Origin of the sequence: Gulosibacter sp. 10 (assembly GCF_900163695.1) — a bacterium.
In the GTDB taxonomy this organism is placed as follows: Bacteria; Actinomycetota; Actinomycetes; order Actinomycetales; family Microbacteriaceae; genus Gulosibacter.
Window position 1 is genome coordinate 1 of record NZ_FUIC01000019.1, and the last position, 19,049, is coordinate 19,049.

Consider the following 19,049-nt stretch of genomic DNA (forward strand, 5'->3'; position numbering starts at 1 on the left):
TCTGCTCGAAGCCGGCGGTTTCAGACCTCGACTACACCCTCGTTCGTGAAGAGCCTATTTGCCTCGGTGTCGGGAACGCGTTCGGGTGCGCGTTTATTTTCATGTCGTATTTCGCGCTCGCGTTATGGGCGGGCGGTGATCTGGATGCGGGCGTGGACGCTTGATCTGCGGTATCAGTCGCCGCCGCTGCGGGAGAACGACCGGAAACATTGGCGGGCGAAAGCACCGATAACCAGGGAGATTCGCGAAAGGGCGGCATGGCGAGCCCGTGCTGCGGGTATTCCGCGACTTTCGCGCTGCCAGATTCATCTCGTGTGGTCGGTGACGGATAAACGCCGGCGGGATTCCGCGGCACCGAATCCGACATTGAAAGCCGCGATAGATGGGCTGGTGGATGCGGGGGTGGTCGCGGATGACCATCACGGGATTGTCGTGCGGTCGTGGTGCGAGATCGAGCACGCCGCAGAGGCCGGCGTGGCGCTGGTGATTGAGGAGATAGGAGAAGCGGCATGAGTTTGCAGGATCTACTGGCGCGCGCTGGCGCGTCGGATGAGGACCGGGAAGCGTGGCTTGCGGAGCGGCGCGAGGGCATCACGGCGACGGAGGTTGCGAAGCTCGCGAAGTCGCCCGCGTTCGAGGCGGAGCTTCGCCGCGTCAAGGCCGGGGAGGAAACGTTCTCGGGGAACCGTCATACGTCGTGGGGCGTGGCGCGGGAGCCGGTGATCGCGGAGCATGCGCGTGGTTTCGGTCTTGAGCCGGAGCATCGAGTGTTCCACGCGCGGGAGGATTCCCGGCATCTCGCGTCCCCGGATGCGCTCGGTGAGGATTTCGACGGGCGCTTGTTCATCGGGGAGTTCAAGACCTCGTCGCATGACCTCGACCCGTCCGGGGGCTACTACTGGTCGACTACCTATGCGGATCAGATGCAGTGGCAGATGTACGTGACGGGTGCGGAGCGGTGTCTGCTGGTGTGGGAGCAGCATGACGGGCACTGGCCGGAGCCGTACGCGTTCCCGGTGCGGTCGTCGTGGGTTGAGCGGGACGAGCAGAGGATTCTCGAGCTGATCGAGCTCGCGGATCGGTTTCTCGAGGGCCCGGTGATGGGTGTCGAGGCGTGGCAGGCGGAGTACCTGGACGCGAAGCAGTCACGCGAGGCTGCGCAGCAGCGCATGGACCAGGCGGCGGATGCGATCGCGGGCTTGTTCCCGGAGGGGGGTTCGGTGGAGTCCCCGCTGGGGAAAGTGACGGTGTCGATCCCGAAGCCCGGGACGCGGTTCGATGCGACGGCGTTCAAGGCCGCGCACCCGGATCTCCACCGGCAGTTTCAGAAGGCGACGAAGCCGGGCGGGCCGCGCGTGACGGTCACGCCTGTGAAGGAGGAAGACGATGAGTGAGCACAAGACGCTTACGGCGGCGCTGGCTGCGTTCCAGGCGGATCTCCCCAAGGTGGGGAAGGGGTCGGTGAATCCGCACTACAAGAATCGCTATGCGGCGCTGGAAGATATCGTCTCGGTGGTGCTCCCCGCGCTGGGGAGGCAGGGGCTCGCGTGGGTCGCGGCGCCGACGATGCGCGACGGTGCGTTCGTGCTGCATTACGAGCTGCAGCACACCAGCGGCGAGAAGGTCGAGGGTGACTATCCGCTGGGTGGGGGGAACCCGCAGCAGCGGGGCTCGGAGATCACCTATGCCAGACGGTATGCGTTGTCGGCGGTGACGGGCATCGCCCCGGACGAGGACGACGACGGGAATGCTGCGGCGAAGCCGAAGCAGGAGTTGCCGAAGCCTCGCGTGCTGACTGGTGCGGAGTGGGCGGTGTGGGCGGAGAAGCTTGATGCCTGCTCGACTGCGGACGAGGTGCGTGCGGTCTGGCAGGAGGCGCAGAAAGCGGGTCTGCTCGCGGCGATCACGCCGTTGGAGGCGCCGGTGGGTGCGACGATTCAGCGTCGGGCTGGTGAGCTGCAGTGACGGCGCAGGCGAGGTTGAACGGCACGCTGGTTGAGTGGGATTCTGCGGCCGCGGCGTTTGAGCAGGCGGTGCGTGAGGCGGCTCAGGCGAAGGTCGCGTGGGAACGCTACGCGGCACGCAAACGCATTCTCCTGAAGGCGGAGGCTGCCGGGGAGGGCGAGAAGCTCACTGTCCCGGACCTGAACGCGCGCATTCTCGCGGATGACGAGGACGGCTTGTACGAGGCGGCGGAGGTGTCTGACGCGCTCGTGACGGGCCTGCGGAAGCGCCTGGACCTGTTCGCGGCGCAGGCTGACGCGTGCCGTTCGGAGATCGCTTCGGAGCGTCGCCGGCAGGAGGCGTGGGAGTCGTCGCCGTCGGTGCCGTCTGCTCGTGATGTGCCGGGGGGATTCCGGTGAGGGTGTGTCCGCCGGAGCATAGGCACGGGGAGACGTCGACGTGCTATGGGCATCACCGCTGCCGGTGCCGGCCGTGCGTCGAGGGGCAGGCTGAGCGTCAGCGGTCCCGTCGCGCGAGCCTGGGCCGGTGCCCTGACGGTCATGCTCACGGTCGCACGGCTACCTGCTATCAGGCGCACGCTTGCCGGTGCGTGGACTGCCGGGCCGCTGACGCGGCGCGTAGAGGCGAGCGGCGTGCGGAGAAGGCCGGGTATGTGCGGGCGTCGGTGACGCGCTGTCAGATCTGCCTCGGTCCTCTCGGTGACCGCCCGGAGGGGTGGAACTGCGCGGGGTGTGTGGCGGAGTGCCTGCGGCTGTGGCGTGAGGGGGTAGCGGCATGATCCCGAAGCGTGTCCGCGCGATCGTCGAGGCACGGTCTGGCGGGGTGTGCGAGGGGTGCAGGGCCGCCCCTGCGAGCGAGATGCACCATCGCAAGTTCCGGTCCCGTGGGGGCCGGGATGAGGTCGTGAACATCCTCCACCTGTGCGGGTGGGGGAACCATTCGGGCTGTCATGGCGTTGCGCATTCCGGGGCGCGTGGCGCGGATCTTGGGTGGGCGTTGCCGTCTGGTAGCAACCCTGAGCGGCAGCCGGCGAACGCCGCGTTCTACGACCTCACGGGGCATGCCTGGTGGCTGCTGCCGGATGGGGGCGTGGAGGAGGCGTTCACGGACCCCGGATTCTAGGAGGGAGGTAGTCGGTGAGGATCAGAAGCATTAAGCCTGAGTTTTGGCGGTCGCCGGATGTGTCGGGGCTTGAGATCGAGGATCGGCTGCTGTTTATCGGCTTGTGGTCGTATGTGGACGACAACGGGGTCGGGGTGGATGAGGCAGCGTTTATCGCCGCCGACTTGTTCGCTCATGACCTTTCAGTGAGTCCTCATGACACGCTCAATCGTGTTTCAGGAGGGCTCAATCGCTTGTTTTCGGCGGGGTTGATCGGCCGGTATGAGGTGGATGGGCGCGGGTTTTTGCATGTCACGAATTGGTCGCGTCATCAGAAGATCAACCGCCCTTCCCCTGGCCGTTATCCGTTGCCTGATCAGGGGATTCTCCGCCCCGCTCCTGATGCTCAAGTGCTGCTCAGTGATAGCTCAGTGAGTACTCACTTCCCGGAACAGGGGAACAGGGGAACAGGGGAACAGGGGAACAGGGGAACAGAGGAACAGTCTCTTCGTCGATCAGAGATCGCCGGACTCTTCGAGGAGGCGTGGAAGCACTGGCCGAAGAAGGTTGAGAAGAAACCCGCGCTCGAGAAGTTCGCCCGGCTCGCCAAGCAGCACGACCCCGAATGGCTCGCTGGCGAGATCTCGAAGTTCGGAGACGCCTACGCCGCGACCACGGACAAGCGATTCACCCCCGGGCTGCTCGTGTGGCTGAACCGCGAGCGGTGGACGGATGAGCTCCCACAGTCGAGGTCGAGCACGTGGGTGGACCCGGAGCGATTAGCGATTCAGCAGTTGGAGGAGATGGAGCATGGAAATTTCGGAGGCGGCGAAGCTGGTGAAGTTCGCCCGTACGGCGATGCTGCAGCGATCGAAAGCTGCTGACCAGTCGTCGGCGGAGTATCAGGCGCAGGCGCTGCGGGATGAGGCGACGACGTGGGCGGTGCTTCTGGACGGGGTGCCGTTTGAGGAGGCGCAGGCCGCTTTGGTGCGAGTGGTCCGAGGATGGACGTCGGACAAGTTCGGCCTTCCGAAGCCGGGGGATGTTCTCGCGGAGGTGGAGCAGGGGCGTCGGGCTCGGGCGAGGGTCGCGTGGGCCGAGAGGGAACTCGCGGACGCTCGGGCCGATGATTCGCTCTTGGACGAGCGGCGGTTCTGGCTGGGCATGTCGCGTCGCGACGACGTGAGCGTGTTTGTCCGCGAGCATGCTCAGCGGAGGCTCGCGAGCCTCGACGTCCGGGGGGTGGAGTCGTGAGGCCGCTCATGCTGGATCTTTTCTGCGGGCAGGGCGGCGCGGCCGCGGGGTATGCGGATGCCGGTTTTGACGTCATCGGCGTAGACATCGAGGATCAGCCTCGGTACCCGTACGACGTGATCGTTGGCGACGCGCTCGAGCTGCTTCGGCAGCTCCTCGACCGCCGTGCGCATCCCGTGATCGGGTACGCGCTCTCGGATTTCGACGCGATCCACGCGTCTCCGCCGTGTCAGGGCTACTCGACGGTCACCCCTGACCGGTCGAAGCACTCTCGGATGATCCCGGCCGTGCGGGGCTTGCTCGAGGCGACGGGGTTGCCGTATGTGATCGAGAACGTCGAGGGCGCGCGGGCCGAGATGCGTGATCCGGTGAGGCTGTGCGGGTCGTCCTTCGGGCTGTCCGTGCGACGGCACCGGCTTTTCGAGTCGAGCGTGCCGATCGAGGCGCTGCCGTGCGACCACGCCGGCCAGGGGACGCCCGTGGGGGTGTACGGCGCGCTCCGGTCCCGGCACTGGTCCCGCCCGGACGGCACCTCACGAGGCCGGAAAGCCACCTCGGTGGAGGAGGCGCGGGACGCGATGGGCATGCAGTGGGCCGACTGGCATGGCTGTACGCAGGCGGTCCCTCCTGCGTATACGGAGCACATCGGCCGGGCGCTGATGGCGCACCTCGAGGGGGTGCCTGCATGAGTGTGGTGCTGCCTCCGCCGCGTGCCGCGGATGGCACGTGGGCGCATGACGTGGACGCGCTCGTTCAGGCGTTGTACACGAAGCCGTGGCTGCCGATGAGCGCAGCCGCGGCGCTGTTCCCTCGTATCCCTGCGGGGGTGTTGGAGCACATCTATCAAGAACGACGAAGGAGAAAACACTAATGGCTAACGAAACGACTATCACCGTGGTGGGGAACCTCACCGCGGACCCGGAACTCAGGTACACGCAGAACGGCACGGCCGTCGCGAACGGCACCGTCGCCTCGACACCGCGGCAGTTCGATCGGCAGTCGGGCGAGTGGAAGGACGGCGACCCGCTGTATCTGCGCTGGTCGGTGTGGCGGGAGTACGCGGAGCATGTGGCGGCGTCGCTGTCGAAGGGCGCTCGCGTGATCGTGCAGGGGCGGCTCAAGCAGCGGTCGTACGAGACGAAGGAGGGTGAGAAGCGCACCGTCTTCGAGCTCGAGGTGGACGAGATTGGTCCCGCGCTTCGGTACGCGACGGCACAGGTGTCCCGTGCGGAGCGCTCACAGCCCGCTGGGGGCGCGCAAACGTCGTCCTGGTCCCCCAGTGAGGGGCGGGGTGGTTTCGGCCCAGGAGAGGCCACACAGCAGGCCCAGGGATGGAGTGAAGAGCCACCTTTCTAGGCCTTCACCCCCAAGTATTTAGCCTCCGCCTTCAGGGTGGCGGCTTTTTTGATGGCCGTATGGCCGGAAAGGAGCCCTGATGGGCCTCCCGATTCAAGTGCATGTCCCGGACGTGTCCGCACGTCCTCAACCTCGGAAGCGGTGTTGCGCTCGGTGTACGCGCATGCCGTTCAACTCGACCTGCGGCCGCCCTGGCTGCGGCTGCCACACCCCAAAGTTACCCAAAACTTTGGGGCTCGACGGAGATGACAAGGAGACGACCAATGACTGAGCCGAAGAAGTACCGAAAGAGGCCGGTGACGATCGAGGCGATGCGCCTCCCGGAGCGGTACCCGGAGGGCGTGGATCCGTCGAGCGATGGGTACGCGCGGAACCTGCAGGCGGCTCGAGTCTATGGCTGGGTTGCGGAGCACATCGGCACGGTCTCGCCTCCGTGTGATGACGAGCCGGGAAATGGCGCGGACTCGGGCGTGACGATCGATCCCGCGGATGGGTGTCTGGTGATCCGCACGCTCGAGGGCGACATGAAGGCGGAGCTGGGCGATTGGATCATCCGGGGCGTGCAGGGCGAGTTCTACCCGATCAAAGAGTCGATCTTCATGGAGACTTACGAGGAGGTGAGCGACGATGGGCAGTGAGCTTCGAGATGCGATAGTTGGAGCAGTATCAGGGGGGACGATTAGCGTCCCTGGCGGGTACGGGGCTCTCGCACACGACGACGCCGAGAACATCGCCGATGCCGTGCTCGCGGCGCTCGCGGCCCCGCCCGAGAGCGTGGTCGAGGCGGCTGCTCGTCGTGTCGATCCTGCTGCATGGGACGAGTCCCTGTGGCAGTGCGGAGGTCTTCGGGGCGTGATGCCTGACAGTGAGGGCGCGAATGCTGCCCGGGAGGAGGCCCGAGGCATCGCGGAGACGGTGCTCGCGGCGCTCGCGGGAGGTGAGGTTGATGTATCTGCTTCGTGATCTGGATAACCGCGGGCCGGACGGGGAGCCGTTCGAGGCCCGGGCTCGGGCGCTGAGCGAGTTCGTCGGCTACGTGGATGGGCCGCTGCGATCCGATGTGCGGTCGCCGGAGGGGATCGCGGCGGTGGACGCCGCGATTGCAGCGTTGCGTGGCGGCATGTTCGCCGTGGCCGACATGCAGCTTCGTGCGGTGGGCGTGTACCTGAGCGAGACGGATGAGGTGCTCGAGCAGGAGATGCGGGAACGCCTCGAGCAGATGGGTGTCGATGAGGAGTCGGCGGAGATCTTGGCCGCTGAGGCTGGCGAGGGAGGTGCTTTCGATGTCTGAGCGGATTACCGATGAGCGGCTTGCCGAGCTGCGCACGGTCGCGACGGGAGCGACGGATGGGTCGTGGGAGGCTGACTACGATCACTACAGCCGGGGCATATGGCCGGAGGGCTCTGGGGGCGAGATCATCCTCGGTGAGTACACCGCCTCGGATGGATTCGATTCCCCGTGTTGGGAGTCCGGCACGGACGAGGATCTGCGGCATATCGAGACGTTTGATCCTCCGACGGTCCTCGCGCTGCTCGATGAGGTCGAGCGTCTGCGGGGTCTCGCTGATGACCCGGAGGCCGTAGAGCGGGGCGCGCGAGCGGCTTACGAGGATGCGCTTCGCCGGGAAACGCCGTCCGGCGCCGCCAGCTGGGAGCAGATTCTTCTAGAGCGTTATCCCGCGGTGGATCTTTGGCGCGCGGCTGCGCGCGAGGTGCTGCGTGCAGCGATTGGAGAGAGCGATGACTAAGCACATCATCACGATCACGAGAGACGAAGATTTTCTCAAGCGTCTCTCTCAGTACCGGGAACCGGACGAGCATGACCGGAGCAACGCTTACACGTACTCGGTCGAGTGCACCGTGTCGGGTGGGTGCGGCGGCTGGCAGGAGTGTGGCAAGCCTCACGAGGTCGACGGTGTCGATGCCAGCGATGGCCCGTGGGAGACGCCTTGCTCGTGCGCTTACGTGGAAGCCGACCATCATTCCATCCCCTGGTGTGGGGAGGAGGAGTTCGAGTTCCACGGTGTCCTGCACGAGTGGCGGTGGGGATATGGGTGGACCGTGCCCTACACGGGATGCATCATCCGTGACTACCCGCCTGAGCTGCCGGACGGTATCGACACGGAGCGTGATGGTCGCTGGCTTGTCGATGACGATTGGGATGACACCGACTGCTATCTCGTGCTCGTGCGAGAGCTAGGAGAGAGCGATGAGTGAGTGGGCCGAGGACCTCACTAGCGAAGTCAAGATTTCGTATCGACTGATCCAGACCTGCGGACTACCCGACGTCAACGCCACTGAATTCGACTCGGAATTCGTTTCTGAGGTCGATACCCAATTCGAATCCTGGCTGCGCCGGGTTAAGGAAAATGCTTGGGCAGAAGGGTACGGAGATTGCTGGGCGTTTCATCAAAGCAGTGGCCTCACCGGCCGAGAGTCAAATCCGTATGGGCAGGAGCCGCGAGGTGGGCGGGATGTCGAGGCGATGGCCTGGCTAGAGGAGGAGCAGAGGGATGAGTAGCGACAGCATCGAGCGCATCGAGCGCATCGAGCGCATTGCGGCGGCGGTTGCGGCGGTGACGCCGTGCGCGTGCTCGGCGCAGCGAGCGCGCGCGGAGGCCGCGGAGCAGCGGGTGGACGCGCTCAAGGACGATGCCGCCGAGCTCTTCGTGCGAGCCCGCAAGGCGGAAGCGAAGCTCGCCGCAATCCGGAAGTTCCTCCAACCGCTCGCAGATTCGGTGCCTGATAGCGCCTACGAGTTTGGCCGGCGTCAGGTCACATACATGGTGCTCAAGATCATGGACGGAGACGACGCATGAGTGACGCGACGGTAGTCACGATCCCCACGCTGTACGCCCGCACGCACGTGTGCGTGATCAGCGACTGCGACTTCATGGACGAGGAGGACACGTGACCGAAATCGACGTGAGGCAGCTAATCGGCGAAGCGGCTGACCTCGCAGCGCAGCTCGCGGGGCAGATCATCCCGTCCTCGCAGCCCTCCGACCTGCCCGCGCAAGGCAGCGACCCATCCGACGCCGCCAGAGTCACCGCCCTCCACGACCTCGACCGGCTCATGCGCATCCTCGTCGACGCCATCGACTACTGGGACCGCGCACAGTCCGGGTGGGAGTACGTGCAGCCCCGGGATGTGCAGGCCGCCGGCGTGATCCGTGGCGACAGGCTCCGCTACGGGAGGGTCGTGACCGACGACCCCCTACAGGCGGGACGCGACGCGGGACTGCTCGCAGGCATCCTTACCCGCACATGGGCGGACATTGCATCGTCGCCGCTCTACGCGCACTGGCAGGACGCCACCGAGGATGACCTGAAATGGCTCGCGCGGAAGGTCCGCATGCTCGAGGTGCGGGAGGTCGCGCAACGCCCCCGGCACTGCCAGGTGTGCGGCGTCCGAGACGTGTGGGCAGACCTCACCCACAACTCGGGCGTGTGCGCCGGCTGTGGGGCGGTGATGCGGGCAGAGGTGTGGCTGAGCGTCAGGGAGGCAGCGAAACGCCTCGGCGTGAGTATCCGCACGGTGCAGTCCTGGGTCGCGGGCGGTGCAGTGGAGAGCCGCAAATCGGGGCGGACCTCGCAGGTCGAGTGGTCGGAGTGTCGGGAGCATCAGGAGCTCGCGGAGGCACGCCGCAAGCTGAATCTCAAGGTCGGATCGTAGATCCCCGAATTGCGCCTGACTGTGATAGGCTTGCAGCCGTAGGCGATCTGCCTGTGTACGAGACCCCCGGAGGTTGCACCTCTCGGGGGTTTCGTCGTTTCCACTAGGTCTACGCGGGACATGCATCGCCCCATGAGGGTGCCCGCTTCTGGTCGTGCGACTCATGGCGAGCGCGCCCCACAGCTTGGCAATCCGCCGCGGGAGCTTAGCCTTTCGTACCGCGGCGGGTGCTGCACCGGGCATAGCGCTCCCGGGCCAAGAGAAACGCGCAGGCGCACCGGCTGCAACATGCCGGACGAGTGCCGATTGCCTGACGCCCCGGCCACAGGCCGCGTCAGAGGCCGCACACTGGCGGCTACAACGTCACACGAGGCCCTGGCCGGGAGGCACGCGTATCCCGGCGCTCATAGCTCCCCACCGTCCTCCGGGACTGGTGGGGCTTTTTCTTCCCTGGCCCGCTGGCAGACCCACCGGGTGCACAGCCGAGGCCAGGGGTAGACACACAAGCCGGGAGGCATGATGGACACGGTGACGCTGAAGGCAGACATCTCCACGTACGTGGACGCCATGAAGGGCGATGCGCAAAGTGACAGGGGCAACGAATGATCCACGTCACCACCCGCGGCAGTGATGACTTCATCACCGCCGACACATTCACGGTGCAGGCCACGACCGGGACGCTCCACGTCTACGACGGGTCCCGTCTCGCCGTGGTCTACGCAGCCGGTGCATGGTCGACCGCACGTCGAGTCACGGACGACGAAGCCGAGACGATCCGTGCCGAGCGCACCGAGCGCACCGAGCGCAGCCGATGGCTAGTCGACCGCCTCACGCAACCCAGGCCCGACGAGATCACCAGCGATGCCAGCACTACGACGATGCGCTGAGCCAGGCTGCCCCGAACTCACCGGCACCACCCGATGCCCCGAGCACACCCGGACCCAAGACCGTGCACGCGGACCCCGACAAGCCCGAGGCTACGACACCACCCACGACCGCCTCCGCCGACACTGGCAGCAACGCCTCGCCACAGGCGAACACCCAGCATGCCCCAAGTGCGGACACCACGTCACCGCCGCCCACGACTGGCACCTAGGCCACACAGACAGGCGCGACGACTGGACAGGACCAGAGCACGCGCACTGCAACCTCTCCGCAGCAGGCACCAAAGCCCACAACGCTGCACACTGACCAACACCAACCATTCGAACAACATTCGAACACGCGCCTCGACCCCACCCGCAACAAGGGGTGGGGCCACCCATTCTCACCCAGCGGACCAGTACCGCCGGGGATGCGAAAAAAGCGCGTGGTGGGTTCAAAACGTTTCTGCTTTACAGGTGTCAAGGAGGTGGTTGGGATGGGTTCTGGTGGCGCTCGGGCGCGCTCTGGCCCTCCTGCGAATCCGTTCTCGGCCCGCTCTGAGGGCAGGGAGTACGTGGAGCTTCCGGCGAAGGGGTTCAAGGGTTACGTGCCGGTGTTCCCGCTGCCGAAGCTGGATGTGTACGTGACGGAACTCTCGGATGAGGGCAAGCCGTACCGTGCGCTCTCGACCGAGTTGACGGAGGAGACGCATCGTCGGGAGCTGGCGCTGTGGCGTCGGCTGTGGCGGTATCCGCAGGCGTCGTGCTGGTCGCGGGAGAAGTGGCGGCAGGACGCGGTAGCGCATTACGTTCGCGTGTCGGTTCGGGTCGAGGGGCCGGAGGCGAAGGCCGCGGATGTGACGGCGATGCTGCGGCTTCGTGACGAGATCGGGCTGACGCCGCAGGGCATGAGCCTGAACGGCTGGAAGGTCGTGGAGGACGAGACCGCGGTGAAGCGTGCGGCGAAGAAGTCGGAGTCCACGGCGCAGGAGCGGCGGCGAAGGTTCGATGTCGTGACTGGCTAGGAGGGTGCGATGGCTGAGCTGCGGATCGATTTCCCGACGCTCGGTCATCTCCTCGACGCCTGGTATGCACAGCATCTGGTGATCCCGGATGGCTGGGATCGTGGGCAGCCGTTTGAGCAGTCGCGGTGGCAGTACTGGTGCACCGCGAGTTTCTACCGGGTGCGGGAGACTGCCGCGCTCGAGGGTGGCCGGCCGATTGGTGCGCAGGCGTTTACGTTCCGCAAGGGCATCATCGTGGGCCCGCAGAAGTCGGGCAAGGGTCCGTGGTCGGCTGGCGTGGTCGCCGGCGAGGCCGTGGGCCCGTCGCAGTTTGCTGGGTGGGCGAAGCGCGGTGATGTGTATGAGTGCTCGGAGAACGGCTGCCCGTGCGGGTGGGTGTACGAGTACGAGCCGGGCGAGCCGATGGGCCGCCGGCACCCGTCGCCGCTGATTCAGCTTGCGGCGCTCGCGGAGGATCAGGTAGCGAACGTGTACGGGCCGCTGACGGAGATGGTTGGCGCGCCGGTCTTGTCGCCGCTGCTGCAGGTCCGTGAGGGCTTCATCCGCGTGCTCGGCGGGTCTCTGAGCGAGAACCGGGACCGCATCGACGTGGTGACGGCGAAGGCCAGGACCAAGCTGGGCAACCCGATCTCGTTCGCGTTGCAGGACGAGTTTGGGACGTGGATGGCGAACCCGGGCGCGAAGCAGAACATGCTCGAGTTCGCGGACACGCAGGATCGTGGCGCGGCGGGCATGAACGGCCGCACACTCGCGACGACGAACGCGTATGACCCGGCGGAGAATTCCGCGGCGCAGATCCAGATTGAGCAGAACGACCACGATGTGTTCGTGTACTGGGACAAGCCGCCGTCGAATCTTCGGTTTGATGTGGCGGATGAGCGGCGCGAGATCATCGAGTACGTGTACCGGGATTCGCCGTGGGTGTCGGTGGACACGATCCTTGCGCAGGCGGCGTCGACGGCGAAGCGTGACCCGGGTCAGGCGGAGCGGTTCTTCGGGAACCGTGACGTGCGGGGCAAGCACAAGTGGTTCACGGATGAATTGCTTTCCGCGTATCGCGGGAAGCGGTCGGAGATCGACGTGTTCCCCGGCGCCCGTGTGGGGCTGGGCATGGACGGGTCGAAGAACGACGACTGGACGGCGATCAGGCTCGAGACCCTGGACCAGCACCAGTTCACGCCCACCTACACGGTGGGGGGCGTGGAGCGACTGTGTGTGTGGCGGCCCGAGGAGTGGGGTGGGGAGATTCCCCGCCAGGAGGTTCGCGAGGCGGTTCGGCAGATTCACCGGCGCTTCGAGGTCGTCCGGGGCTATTACGACCCGTTCTGGTGGGAGTCCGAGATCGATGACTGGGCGGACACGCACGGGCCCGAGCGGGTGGTGCGGTGGCCGACGAACTCGATCAAGAACATGCACGCTGGGCTCGAGCGGTTCCGGCATGATTCCACGGCGTCGGAGTCGCGGTTCACGCATGACGGGTGCGAGTGGATGGAACGGTGCGTGTCGCACGCGATCACTCGTGCGCGCAGCGGGGAAATGTACATCATCGGTAAGCCGGAGCCGCATTTGAAGATCGACGTGGCCATGTCTGGCGTGCTCGCGCACGAGGCAGTCATGGACGCGCTCGCGAAGGGGCTCCGGTCGAAACCGGAGAAACCCCGCATCTCGCATGCGGTGTTCGGGTTTAGTTAGGGGGCCGCATGGCTGACGCACTCGACCGCCTCCGCTACGGGGAAGCGCGGATTGAGAATCGGGCGCCGAAGGTCGCGCGACGCGAGGCGTACGTGCGGGGCGAGCAGGATCTGCCGTTTGCGCCGAAGGGCGCGACTCGGGAGTATCAGGTGCTCCGTGAGTACTCGATCGCGAACTGGACGGACCTGTACGTGTCCGCGCCGGTGCAGCGCCTCAACGTCACTGGCGTGCGGGCTGGTATCGGTGAGACCGACGAGGAACGCAACGTCACGAATTCGGAGATCTGGCGATGGTTCCAGGCGAACAAGTGGGGCAAACGCCAGTCGCAGGTGTTCGCGGACATCATGAAGCACGGACTCGGGATGGTGTCGGTGTGGCCGGGTGAGAACGGCATCCCGAAGATCCGGCCCGAGTCGATGGAGAACGTCTATCTGCATCCCTCTGACGAGGATCCGTTCGTGACCGATTGGGGCGTGAAGATCCTCAAGGTCTCGAGCTTGACGAGTTTCGGGACGGAGCAGGTCGAGGATCTGATCGGGTTCGTGTACGACAGCGAGCACCGGTACCGGTACGAGAAGAAGGACGGCGGGCAGTGGGAGCCGGTGAAGCGGCTACCTAACCAGCTCGGCCGGGTGCCGTTCGCGACGTTCGATTACAAGGCGCGAGCGAACGGGGAGCCGTGGTCCGGGCTGGATCACATGATCAACCAGCAGGACAGCCTCAACACGATCCGCTTCAACATGCTGCTCGCGATGCAGTTCTCCGCGTTCCGTCAGCGGGTGATCACCGGGTTTGACCCGCGCGTGCTGGATGAGAACGGGCAGATCGCTTATCAGACTGACGAGGACGGGAAGCTGCGGCTCGATGACAACGGCCAGCCCATACCCGTGCTGGTGGACATCGGCAAGGTCGGCGTGGACAGGCTGCTCACGTTCCCGGGGGAGCAGACGAAGGTGTTCGACATGCCGGAATCGAACCTCGCGAACTACACGCACGTCTACGACTCGTTCCTGAACACGTTCTTCGCGACGGGGCAGATCCCCACGCAGTACATGCCGCAGAAGATGTCGAACCTCACCGGCGATGCGCTTGCGGGCGCGGAGTCCGCGTTCGCGTCGCTCATCAAGGAGCTGCAGCACGCCGCGGATGAGGGCGTCACGGAAGTCGCGGAACTCGCGTGGATCGCGGCGGGCAAGCCCGCGGATGAGTGGAACCCCGCGGCGGAAGCCTCCTGGGGTGATGCGGAAGCGCGTTCGTTCTCGCAGATCGTGGACGCGATCACGAAGCTCATCGCCGTGGACTTCCCGCACCGCGCCGGGTTCGAGATGATCCCCGGGGCGACCGATCAGAAGGTGAACACGTGGATGCAGCAGATGGACGATGAGTCCTTCACCCGTGCCCTGTCGCAGATCGAGCGGCCGTTCCAGGATGTGACCGTGGAGGACTGATGCTGCCTTCGGCTTCGGTGAAGCATTACCAGGAGTCGCAGGCGATCAGGTCGTCCGCGGTCCGTGAGGTGCGGGCGCAGTGGCGTCGCATGGGCGAGGATTTCGACCTGTCCTGGCAGACCGCCGGTCCTCGGATCACGGCGACGATCGAGCAGGCGCAAGCGTACTCCGCGGCCTCGGCGGTGGAATACGCGGTGGCGGAGGGCACCGAGGTCGGCGTGCCGCTGCAACTCGCTGGCCGGGTGAATGTCGCCGCGTTCGCGGGGGCCACCCCGTCTGGCGGGGTTGTGTCGGCGGCGGCCCGGCATGCGGTGGTGGAGGCGAAGCAGCAGATCGCGCAGGGCGTGACTGCACAGCAGGCTCTCCGCGGCGGGGAACTGTTTCTTCGCCGGTTGACGCTGGATTCCATCACCGGGGCGTCGTCGGACGCGCTGTCCACGGCGATCGCCTCGTCTCCGCCGACGACTGGGTTCGTGCGCATGCTGAACCCGCCGTCCTGCCCCGACTGTCTGTTGCTCGCGGGGAAGTGGTTCCGCTGGAATGAAGGGTTCGAGCGGCATCCGGGCTGTGATTGTCGGCATGTCCCCGCGCGGGAGTCGATGACCGAGCTGCGCACGGACCCGTACGAGTACTTTCACAGGCTTTCGGAACGGGAGCAGAACGCGCTCTTCGGCGAGGCCGACGCGCAGGCTATCCGGGATGGCGCCGACATGTACCGGGTCCGCAACGTGCGGAACCGTGGCGCCTCGACCGGGCACACTTGGCAGGCGCGCCGATACGATTCCCCGACTGTCACGATCGATGACATTCTCGTGCAGTCGCACGGGAACCGGGGTCGCGCGATCGAGCTCATGGCCGAGCACGGGTTTATCCTCCCCGAGGGGCAGGTGTCCGGCGGCGCGGTCCTTGGGAACCGGGGTGGATCCCCGTGGGGCTGGTCTGCGGGCGCGATGGGCCGTGGCGGAACCCGCCCGGGGGCAACGCAGTCCTACCGGGACGCGGTGCAGTCGGGAACCAGGGACATCCTCAACCCGGCCACACAGACCGCTGGCGAGCGCCGCTTCCACCAGTCGTATCTCGCACATGAAGCAGCAGTCGCGGGGCGGAACCCGTTCGGGAACCGCCTGCTGACCGCGAAAGAACGCGAACTGATCGACCGGCAATGGCGAGAACAGCTCGCGTTCCTCAACTCCGGACGGGAGGGTGCCGCGCAGGTGCGTGCCCTCGCGATCAAGCTCGGAGTGCTGTAGAAGCTTCCCTCCCGCAACGGGCAGGGATCCACCGGGGCCATGCCCCTTACTGATCGATGCAATCGGAGATCACACCATGACGGAAACCACTGACACCACGCAGACGCCCGGCCAGGGAGAGGGCGGTGAAGAGCAGCTCGGCGATGCCGGCAAACGTGCTCTGGACCGCATGAAGGAGGAACGCAACGATGCGCGCACGGCGCTGAAAGCGTTCCAGGACCTCGGCCTGCCCGCGGACGAGCTGGGCGAGATCGTGAAGAAGCACACGGAAACCGACCAGGAAGCCGCGCTTGCGCAGGCCCGGCAGGAAGGCGCTCAGGAGGCTCGGAAGACCTTCGAGCAGCAACTGACGGCATTGGCGGTGCGGGAGCGTGCCGCGGCGAAGGGGTTCCACGAGCCCGAAGCGGCGCTGCTGTTCCTCGGTGACCGGGTGTCGGAGATCACGGTCACGGACGAGGGCGTGGACACCAGCTCGGTGGACACGCTGCTGGACGACGTGGCGACCAACCATCAGTACCTCGTCCGCCAGAAGGACGAGGGCTCCGGTTCCAGCTTCGGCCTCGGCGCGCAGAGCGCGCTGCCGCTGAACGGGGATGGGATCGAGCACGCGCTGAAAACCAAGCTCGGCATCAAGTGATGCCACCCGATTCGCCCCCAGAACGGGGGCCTTTTCTGTTAAGGAGCAGTCATGCCGATTACGGCCCCTACTAAGACCAGCGAGTTCGCTGGCTTTCTCAAGCCCAACGAGGCGCAGGCCTATTTCCAGGAGGCGCAGAAGCAGTCGATCGCGCAGTCCCTCGCGCGGAAGGTGCCGCTGGGCATCAACGGCGAGGAGATCCCGGTCGTCACGTCGAAGCCCACTGCCGGGTGGGTGTCTGAGGGCGGTCAGAAGCCCGCTACGAGCGGTTCCCTCGGCCTCAAGTCGATGAAGCCGCACAAGATCGCCGCTATCGCGGTGGTCTCCGCGGAAGTCGTGCGCGCGAACCCGGGGAACTACATCAACATTCTCCGGTCGGACATCGCGGAGGCGTTCGCGATCGCGTTCGACGCCGCCGCGCTCCATGGCGTGGACACCCCGTTCGGCCAGTACGTGGCGCAGACCACGAAGGCGGTCGGTCTCGGGACCGCGGCGCAGGCTGACGGCGGCGTGTACGGCGACGTGAACGCGGCCCTCAAGCTGCTCGTGGACGACAAGAAGAAGCTCACCGGGTGGGCGTTCGATGACACGACGGAGCCGACGTTCAACGCGGCGACCGACCTGAACGGCCGGCCGCTGTTCGTGGACGCGACCTACGAGGACACGTCGCTGTCGGGTGGTCGTCTCCTGCGCCGCCAGGCGCTGTACTCGGAGGGCATCGCCCGCGATGAGATCGTGGGCTTCGCCGGGAACTGGGCGCAGGCGATCTGGGGCGTCGTCGGGGGCATCTCCTACGACGTGTCGACCGAGGCGACGGTCACCATCAACGGTCAGCTCACGTCGCTGTGGGAGCACAACCTGGTCGCGATCCGTGCAGAAGCTGAGTACGGGTGGATGATCAACGACGTGGAGTCGTTCGTGAAGATCACCGAGCCGGAAAACCCTTAGCCGCCTGGCCCGGGTCGACCCTCTTCCCCGGGCCGGGCTTACACCCCATGGAGGTATGACGCATGGCGTACGAACCGCAGACATGGGCGGATGGCGAAGACGGTGGAACGCCGATCACCGCTGACCGCCTCAACCACATCGAGCAGGGCATCGCCGAGGTGACCTGGGGGACGCTTCCGGGCAAGCCGGAGGAGTTCCCGCCCGCAGGGCATAAGCACCCGGCGGCCGATATCACCTCGGGGACGTTCGCGGTCGCGCGAATCCCGGATCTCGCGATCGCGAAGATCACGGGGCTCGAAGCGCGCCTCGCCGCAATCGAGGCGCGCCTTCCCGAGGCGTAAAGGGGGCGTCGTGATCACCACGGACGAGGTGCAGGGCGTCATCGAACGCACGCTCACCCCGGATGAGCTCCGCGTCATCCCGAACTGGATCGCGCAGGCCGAGGACATCCTGCGGCGCCACGTGCGTGACCTGGATGCCCGCATGAGCATGGCGGAATCCGCGCCCGCGTACCTGTCGGAAACGACGGTGAAGCGGGTGCTCACGCGGATGGTGGAGCGCAAGGCCCGCAACCCAAACGCGTACCGTCAGGTGTCGTCGGATGGGGCGCAGGCCACGATCGATTCGGACTCCTCGGCGGGCAAACTGTACCTGTCCGAGGAGGACATCGAGGATCTCGCGCCGCTCCCCATCACCGGGTGGCGGGTGCCGGGAGCGTTCAGTCTGCAGGTGGGCATATGATGTCGCCCGCGATGCTGGGGCAGCTCCAAGCGATCCAGGAACAGGCCCTCACGGAACGCGTCCGCGTCGAGCATGTCGAGCAGGGCGTGCTCAACGAGGACACCGGGCAGATCGAGGAGCAGCGCACCACGGTGTGGGAGGGCCCCGCGCAGGTGGTGCGCGCCTCGGCCGAGGTGGTGGAGTCGGGCGGGAAGCTCGTCTCCGTCACCGAGGTGCAGGTGAAGTTCCCCGTGCACGGCAGCGAGGGCATCACGCTCGGGCATGTCGTGACGGTACTCGAGTCCATCGTGCCCGGCACTGCCGGGGCGGAGATCACGCTGAACGATCGACCGCTCGGCGGCTGGTCCACGCTGCGCCGGTTCCGTGGCCAGGAGGTGAGGCAGATCCGTGAATGACGAATTCGCCCACCTCCGCGCGTCGCTCGAGCATGTGCCGGCGAAGACTATGCCGCTGATTCGGAAGGCTGTGGAGGTCACGGCCCGGCATGTGAAGGATGATGCTCGTGCGCTCGCTGCGGCGCAGGTGGGGAAGCATGCCCGCCAGTATCCGGCGGCGATGGAGTACGAGATGAAGTCCTCCGGTGACGATATCCGCGCGGAGATCGGCCCCCGCCCGCAGGGGCAGGGCAATCTCGCGCCGGTCTTTGAGACGGGCAACCCGTTCTCGGGTCGGAAACCGGCGCTGGAACCCGCCCTCGAGTACAACATGGACGATTTCGTGACCGGTCTCGGTAAGGCTCTCGATGACGGGATGCAGCTATGAGAGCCGAGCTGACGGAGTTCGTGTACCTCATCAATCAGGGTCCGCTCGCGGGCCGCGTCTGTGTCGGGGATGATGACCCGGATATCGGCATGCCGAGGGTCGTGGTCGTCCCGGGGCGGAACGCGGACGTGCAGGATCGGCACACGGGCGCGCAGCGTCGTGAGGTGTTGCAGTTCACGGTGATGTCGGTCGGGTCGACGCTGGATCAGGCGTCGTGGGCTGATGAGGTCGTGGATCGTGTTCTCCGCCCTGACGGACGGGGACGCGTCTTGGACGTGCCGGGGCGGTCGTGTTCGCGGCTGTCTCGTCGCGCGTCGGACTTGGCTGCGGAT

At 66.2% G+C, this 19,049-nt stretch carries 27 protein-coding genes and 1 pseudogene; all 28 read left to right on the forward strand.

Going from position 1 to position 19,049, the window contains the following annotated elements; genetic code table 11:
- A pseudogene (locus tag FM112_RS16835) lies at positions 1-513 on the forward strand (hypothetical protein); the annotation flags it as partial.
- On the forward strand, positions 510-1,394 hold the full coding sequence (locus tag FM112_RS07580; RefSeq protein WP_087005950.1) for a YqaJ viral recombinase family protein: 885 nt from the start codon (positions 510-512) through the stop codon (positions 1,392-1,394). The pseudogene FM112_RS16835 and the gene FM112_RS07580, both read left to right, overlap by 4 nt.
- The gene (locus FM112_RS07585; protein WP_087005953.1) at positions 1,387-1,965 is read left to right on the forward strand and encodes an ERF family protein; all 579 of its coding nucleotides are present in this window, start codon (positions 1,387-1,389) and stop codon (positions 1,963-1,965) included. The genes FM112_RS07580 and FM112_RS07585 overlap by 8 nt, the downstream gene beginning before the upstream one ends.
- A gap of 14 nt (positions 1,966-1,979) precedes the next feature.
- Positions 1,980-2,363, forward strand: coding sequence for a hypothetical protein (locus FM112_RS07590; protein ID WP_140400614.1), 384 nt, complete (start codon positions 1,980-1,982; stop codon positions 2,361-2,363).
- Positions 2,364-2,961: 598 nt separating this feature from the next.
- On the forward strand, positions 2,962-3,087 hold the full coding sequence (locus FM112_RS17550; RefSeq protein ID WP_254910413.1) for a hypothetical protein: 126 nt from the start codon (positions 2,962-2,964) through the stop codon (positions 3,085-3,087).
- Between the two features lie 14 nt (positions 3,088-3,101).
- Positions 3,102-3,950, forward strand: a complete 849-nt coding sequence (locus FM112_RS16840) for a hypothetical protein (RefSeq protein WP_140400615.1) — start codon at positions 3,102-3,104, stop codon at positions 3,948-3,950.
- Positions 3,877-4,320 carry a hypothetical protein gene (locus tag FM112_RS07600; RefSeq protein WP_087005963.1) on the forward strand — a complete coding sequence of 148 codons (444 nt, stop codon included), beginning with the start codon at positions 3,877-3,879 and terminating at the stop codon, positions 4,318-4,320. The genes FM112_RS16840 and FM112_RS07600 overlap by 74 nt, the downstream gene beginning before the upstream one ends.
- Before the next feature lie 8 nt (positions 4,321-4,328).
- Complete coding sequence (locus FM112_RS07605) at positions 4,329-5,009, forward strand: DNA cytosine methyltransferase (protein WP_087006075.1); 681 nt, start codon at positions 4,329-4,331, stop codon at positions 5,007-5,009.
- Between the two features lie 181 nt (positions 5,010-5,190).
- On the forward strand, positions 5,191-5,676 hold the full coding sequence (locus FM112_RS07610) for a single-stranded DNA-binding protein (protein ID WP_087005965.1): 486 nt from the start codon (positions 5,191-5,193) through the stop codon (positions 5,674-5,676).
- 263 nt (positions 5,677-5,939) lie between these two features.
- Positions 5,940-6,314, forward strand: a complete 375-nt coding sequence (locus FM112_RS07615) for a hypothetical protein (protein ID WP_087005968.1) — start codon at positions 5,940-5,942, stop codon at positions 6,312-6,314.
- Positions 6,304-6,639: a hypothetical protein gene (locus FM112_RS16845; protein ID WP_140400616.1), complete on the forward strand. Its 336-nt coding sequence runs from the start codon at positions 6,304-6,306 to the stop codon at positions 6,637-6,639. The genes FM112_RS07615 and FM112_RS16845 overlap by 11 nt, the downstream gene beginning before the upstream one ends.
- Complete coding sequence (locus tag FM112_RS07620) at positions 6,623-6,967, forward strand: hypothetical protein (protein ID WP_140400617.1); 345 nt, start codon at positions 6,623-6,625, stop codon at positions 6,965-6,967. The genes FM112_RS16845 and FM112_RS07620 overlap by 17 nt, the downstream gene beginning before the upstream one ends.
- On the forward strand, positions 6,960-7,424 hold the full coding sequence (locus tag FM112_RS07625) for a hypothetical protein (RefSeq protein WP_087005974.1): 465 nt from the start codon (positions 6,960-6,962) through the stop codon (positions 7,422-7,424). Before FM112_RS07620 ends, FM112_RS07625 begins: the two co-directional genes overlap by 8 nt.
- Positions 7,417-7,893, forward strand: coding sequence for a hypothetical protein (locus FM112_RS07630; RefSeq protein WP_087005977.1), 477 nt, complete (start codon positions 7,417-7,419; stop codon positions 7,891-7,893). Before FM112_RS07625 ends, FM112_RS07630 begins: the two co-directional genes overlap by 8 nt.
- Positions 7,886-8,197, forward strand: coding sequence for a hypothetical protein (locus FM112_RS16850; protein ID WP_140400618.1), 312 nt, complete (start codon positions 7,886-7,888; stop codon positions 8,195-8,197). The genes FM112_RS07630 and FM112_RS16850 overlap by 8 nt, the downstream gene beginning before the upstream one ends.
- Positions 8,190-8,495, forward strand: coding sequence for a hypothetical protein (locus tag FM112_RS07635; protein ID WP_087005981.1), 306 nt, complete (start codon positions 8,190-8,192; stop codon positions 8,493-8,495). The genes FM112_RS16850 and FM112_RS07635 overlap by 8 nt, the downstream gene beginning before the upstream one ends.
- 91 nt (positions 8,496-8,586) lie before the next feature.
- On the forward strand, positions 8,587-9,351 hold the full coding sequence (locus FM112_RS07640) for a helix-turn-helix domain-containing protein (protein WP_087005984.1): 765 nt from the start codon (positions 8,587-8,589) through the stop codon (positions 9,349-9,351).
- A gap of 602 nt (positions 9,352-9,953) precedes the next feature.
- Positions 9,954-10,238, forward strand: coding sequence for a hypothetical protein (locus tag FM112_RS07645; protein ID WP_087005987.1), 285 nt, complete (start codon positions 9,954-9,956; stop codon positions 10,236-10,238).
- A 551-nt stretch (positions 10,239-10,789) separates the two neighbouring features.
- Complete coding sequence (locus FM112_RS07650; RefSeq protein ID WP_087005991.1) at positions 10,790-11,239, forward strand: hypothetical protein; 450 nt, start codon at positions 10,790-10,792, stop codon at positions 11,237-11,239.
- A gap of 9 nt (positions 11,240-11,248) precedes the next feature.
- Entirely contained in the window at positions 11,249-12,931 is a 1,683-nt protein-coding gene (locus tag FM112_RS07655; RefSeq protein ID WP_087005994.1) for a hypothetical protein, read from the forward strand.
- A gap of 8 nt (positions 12,932-12,939) precedes the next feature.
- Entirely contained in the window at positions 12,940-14,379 is a 1,440-nt protein-coding gene (locus tag FM112_RS07660; RefSeq protein WP_087005997.1) for a phage portal protein, read from the forward strand.
- Entirely contained in the window at positions 14,379-15,629 is a 1,251-nt protein-coding gene (locus tag FM112_RS07665) for a hypothetical protein (RefSeq protein ID WP_087006000.1), read from the forward strand. The genes FM112_RS07660 and FM112_RS07665 overlap by 1 nt, the downstream gene beginning before the upstream one ends.
- A gap of 76 nt (positions 15,630-15,705) precedes the next feature.
- On the forward strand, positions 15,706-16,266 hold the full coding sequence (locus FM112_RS07670) for a hypothetical protein (RefSeq protein ID WP_087006003.1): 561 nt from the start codon (positions 15,706-15,708) through the stop codon (positions 16,264-16,266).
- A 51-nt stretch (positions 16,267-16,317) separates the two neighbouring features.
- On the forward strand, positions 16,318-17,214 hold the full coding sequence (locus tag FM112_RS07675; RefSeq protein ID WP_087006006.1) for a phage major capsid protein: 897 nt from the start codon (positions 16,318-16,320) through the stop codon (positions 17,212-17,214).
- A 62-nt stretch (positions 17,215-17,276) separates the two neighbouring features.
- On the forward strand, positions 17,277-17,555 hold the full coding sequence (locus FM112_RS17180) for a hypothetical protein (RefSeq protein ID WP_176386723.1): 279 nt from the start codon (positions 17,277-17,279) through the stop codon (positions 17,553-17,555).
- A 10-nt stretch (positions 17,556-17,565) separates the two neighbouring features.
- A complete protein-coding gene (locus tag FM112_RS07680) occupies positions 17,566-17,955 on the forward strand; it encodes a Gp19/Gp15/Gp42 family protein (RefSeq protein WP_176386724.1) in 390 nt (129 codons plus the stop codon).
- Positions 17,952-18,350 (forward strand): DUF6093 family protein, encoded by a 399-nt coding sequence (locus FM112_RS07685; protein ID WP_140400619.1) that lies wholly within the window; start codon positions 17,952-17,954, stop codon positions 18,348-18,350. Before FM112_RS07680 ends, FM112_RS07685 begins: the two co-directional genes overlap by 4 nt.
- Entirely contained in the window at positions 18,343-18,717 is a 375-nt protein-coding gene (locus tag FM112_RS07690; RefSeq protein ID WP_087006017.1) for a hypothetical protein, read from the forward strand. The genes FM112_RS07685 and FM112_RS07690 overlap by 8 nt, the downstream gene beginning before the upstream one ends.
- Positions 18,718-19,049 lie beyond the last annotated feature (332 nt).